Below are 3,735 nucleotides of genomic sequence, written 5' to 3' on the forward strand. Positions count from 1 at the left end.
CAGCCTTCCCTGGGCTTATCGACGTTTGATCTTGTTCGGCGTCCGTTAGCTTACTGTTGCGCTCTCTTCCACTACGATCTTCGTCGCCGTCTCGCGACTCAGCGCCGTTTCTTTTCCGGCGGCGAGCACCGTCATCACTCCGGCTTCGGCGCGGTTGACTTTGACTTCTCCAGCGGCCCCGAGCGGCAGGTCCGATTCCGTCAGGTAACGCAGAAACTCCGGCGACTGATCTAATACCCGCGTTAGGCGAAACTGAAAACCGGGAGGGCAATCGACCAGTAGCTTGCCGACGACCGGCGCGACGGCCCCGTCGGCCGTGGGAATGGGGTCGCCATGGGGATCGACCTTGGGATAGTCGAGATAGCGCTCGATGCGATCCACCAGCAGGTCGCTCACCGCGTGTTCCATATGCTCGGCTTCTTCATGGACCTCGTCCCACGAAAGGTCCAGCGTCCGGGCCAGGAACAATTCGATCAAGCGATGCCGGCGCAACACGCGCAGGGCCAAAGCGTCGCCGGAGGGCGTGAGCCGCGCTCCTTCATACGGGAGATAAGTGGCCAGACCGCTTTCACTCAGCGTTTTCAGCATACTGGTGACCGTGCCCGGCGAAACGCCGAGCACCGCCGCGAGCTGCCCCGTTTGCGCGGAGCCGCCGTTTTGCCCGGTGCAGATTTGATGAATCGCTTTAACGTAGTTCTCGACCGTCAGGCTCGGCACGGCTGGCTTGTTCCGGGGCAAGGGCGACGCTAGTTTCAACAGCCGGGATTCTAGGTTACGACTCCAACCACGGCAATTCGGTCGACATGGCGGACCCGCGAACGTTTTCGCTCAATCAGCGCGCCCAGGATTTGCTCCCAACAGCGCGCGGGTCGCTCGATCAACTGGGGATTGCCACACGCTCCATCGCCGGCGGAACCTGCTGGGATTGCGGTATCGAGACCCCAGGCAGCGTCGAAGCAGGCAGATTGCTGGCCGAGGTCTGCCTTGGCGGCCAGGGACAAGTGCGGCTGACGCCGATCGCCGCCGGGTTGCCGGGCGAGCAGTCCGTGTTGGTCGAATCGCGCGCACCGATCGCCGCCTGCATGGCCTCGCAGTACGCGGGCTGGCAAATCACCGGCGAGAAGTATTTCGCCATGGGTTCCGGCCCCATGCGCGCCCTGGCGGCACGCGAGCCGCTGTTCGAAAAGCTCGGCATTCGCGAGTCCAGCGATCATGCGGTCGGCGTGCTGGAAACGCGCAAGTTCCCCACGGAAGCCGTCTGGCAAGACGTCGCCGCGAAATGCAAGGTCGCGCCCGAGCGTTTGACGTTGCTCGTCGCGCCGACAGCCAGCATCGCCGGCAACCTGCAGATCGTCGCCCGGTCGTTGGAAACGGCGCTTCACAAGATGCTGGAATTGGGCTTCGATCCCTCGGCGGTTCGCTCAGGGCGAGGCATCGCGCCGTTGCCTCCGGTCGCGAAGGATGACCTGCAAGGCATCGGACGCACGAACGACGCCGTACTTTATGGCGCGCACGTCACGGTTTGGGTCAACGGCGAGGACGCATACTTGGCCGAATTCGTCGAGCGCGTACCGAGTTCCGCCTCGCACGACCACGGCGTACCATTCGCGGAAATCTTCGCGCGCTACAACCACGATTTTTACAAGATCGACCCGCACCTGTTCAGCCCAGCCGTGATCACGCTGGTGAATATCGCGACGGGCAAGTCGTTCACTGCGGGAGAGCTCGCGCCGGAAGTATTGCGTCAATCATTTGCGTAAAATCAAATTGCCGATCTCCAACCTTCGCGATTTCGCCCTTTCGCGATTCAATAGGGTCCACTCCATTTCAATCGCGAAAACGCGAATGGGCGAAATCGTGAAATGAGGAGAGCAGGCAGAGGCGCGGGGATTGAGAGTTGAGGTTTCATGCGGGTCGCAGTGTTGGCATCGTTGAAGAGTTGGTATCTCGCCGATTTGCGGCGCGCGGCCGAGGCGCGGCATGAGATTGTGCAGGCGTCGTTCGCGAATCTTCAGGCCACGGTAGGTCTTTCCCACGAAGTCATCGCCAGCGGCGCCGAAATGCCGTTGAGCGATTTCGATGCCGTGCTCGTGCGGACGATGCCGCCGGGATCATTGGAACAAGTTGTCTTTCGCATGGACGCGCTCGCGAGACTCGAATCGCAAGGCGTGCCGGTCATCAACCCGGCGCGGAGTATCGAGGCCGCAGTCGACAAATATCTCGCTACGGCGAAACTACACGAAGCGGGGCTGCTCGTTCCCCGGACGATCGCTTGCCAAACGGCCGATGAAGCCATGGCGGCATTTGCGGAACTTGGCGGGGACATCGTCGTGAAGCCGCTGTTCGGCTCCGAGGGACGCGGCATTGCGCGACTCAACGACGAAGCGCTGGCGCTACGGGCGTTCAAGATGCTCGCCCAATTCGGGGCGGTGCTCTATTTGCAAGAGTTCATCCGGCACGAAGGTTACGACCTGCGGGTGCTCAAAGTCGGTCGCCGGTACTTCGGCATGCGGCGATCGAATCCCGACGACTGGCGGACGAACGTCAGCCGCGGCGCCGTGGCCGCCCCGGTGGAACTGAACGCCGAGTGGATCGACCTCGCGGAACGCGCCGCCGCGGCCATCGGCGCGCCGGTTGCTGGTGTGGATCTGCTGCCGGCGACGGACGGCCGGCTGTATGCGATTGAAGTCAACGCCGTGCCGGGCTGGCAAGCCCTGTCGCGGGCGCTCGGGGTCGACGTCGCCCAAGTCGTGCTGGAATATGTTGAGATGGTTGCCGAGAACGGGCCGGCGGCGTAAGCTCAGCGGGTATTAGGGGCGCGGAGATGCGGAGGGGTCGGCTTTGTCCGTCGTGGAAGACTCGTTGTTGGCGGCTTCGGGGAATGTTGCGCGCCGGTTAAGCGCCATGGCGCGCAAAATACCCGGCAGCATCGCGGTCGCGATGCCGGCCCGGCGCAAACAGTCTGGACGCCGGCAGTATCAATCCGTCACGTTCAAACAGTTGGACGACGACAGCGACCAGCTTGCGCGAGCGTTGCGTCAACTCGGCGTGCAGAACGGCACGCGGATCGCGCTCTTGGTGCGGCCCAGCATCGATTTCATCGCGCTCGTGTTCGCGCTCCTCAAGTCCGGCGCCGTGGCGATCCTGATCGATGCCGGCATGGGACGCGCCAACCTAATCGATTGCCTCAGCGACGCTGCGCCCGAGGGCATGGTCGGCATTCCGCCGGCGCATGTCGCTCGCATTCTGTTCCGTCGGCGCTTTGCAAAATGCAAACTGCTCGTCACCGTCGGACGGCGCTGGTGTTGGGGCGGCGTCACACTGGACGAACTGCGACAGCGCCGCGGCCCGCACTCGCCGTTGCCACGAATGAATGCCACGGACGAAGCGGCGATCATCTTCACGACGGGCAGCACGGGCCCGCCCAAAGGCGTCCTCTACTCGCACGGCGTCTTCGATCGGCAAGTCACCGAGATTCGCGATCAGTACAACATTCAACCGGGGGAAATCGACCTGCCGGGCTTTCCGCTGTTCGGGCTGTTCAATTGCGCGATGGGCGTGACGACCGTCATTCCGGACATGGATCCCACGCGCCCCGCGTGGATCGATCCGAAGCTTTTTGTCGAAGCGATCCACGATTGGCAGGTGACGCAATCATTTGGCTCGCCAGCGATTTGGAATCGCGTCGGCGCCTATTGCCAGCAGGAGCGCATCGAGCTGCCGACGCTAAAACGC

At 62.9% G+C, this 3,735-nt stretch carries 4 protein-coding genes; 3 read left to right on the plus strand and 1 reads right to left on the minus strand.

Features of this window, described 5'->3' with window-relative positions; all coding sequences use genetic code 11:
• Window positions 1–45 precede the first annotated feature (45 nt).
• Window positions 46–717 (minus strand): metal-dependent transcriptional regulator, encoded by a 672-nt coding sequence (locus SGJ19_26200; GenBank protein ID MDZ4783755.1) that lies wholly within the window; start codon window positions 715–717, stop codon window positions 46–48.
• An 86-nt stretch (window positions 718–803) separates the two neighbouring features.
• Between SGJ19_26200 and mch the strand changes: the two genes are divergently transcribed.
• From mch to SGJ19_26215, 3 genes are all read left to right on the plus strand, one after another.
• Window positions 804–1,760, plus strand: coding sequence for a methenyltetrahydromethanopterin cyclohydrolase (mch, locus tag SGJ19_26205; GenBank protein MDZ4783756.1), 957 nt, complete (start codon window positions 804–806; stop codon window positions 1,758–1,760).
• A 147-nt stretch (window positions 1,761–1,907) separates the two neighbouring features.
• The gene (locus SGJ19_26210; protein MDZ4783757.1) at window positions 1,908–2,798 is read left to right on the plus strand and encodes a RimK family alpha-L-glutamate ligase; all 891 of its coding nucleotides are present in this window, start codon (window positions 1,908–1,910) and stop codon (window positions 2,796–2,798) included.
• Between the two features lie 106 nt (window positions 2,799–2,904).
• Window positions 2,905–3,735: AMP-binding protein (locus SGJ19_26215; GenBank protein MDZ4783758.1), on the plus strand; the 831-nt coding region annotated here is incomplete at its 3' end.

It is taken from the genome of Planctomycetia bacterium, from assembly GCA_034440135.1.
Lineage (GTDB): Bacteria > Planctomycetota > Planctomycetia > Pirellulales > JALHLM01 > JALHLM01.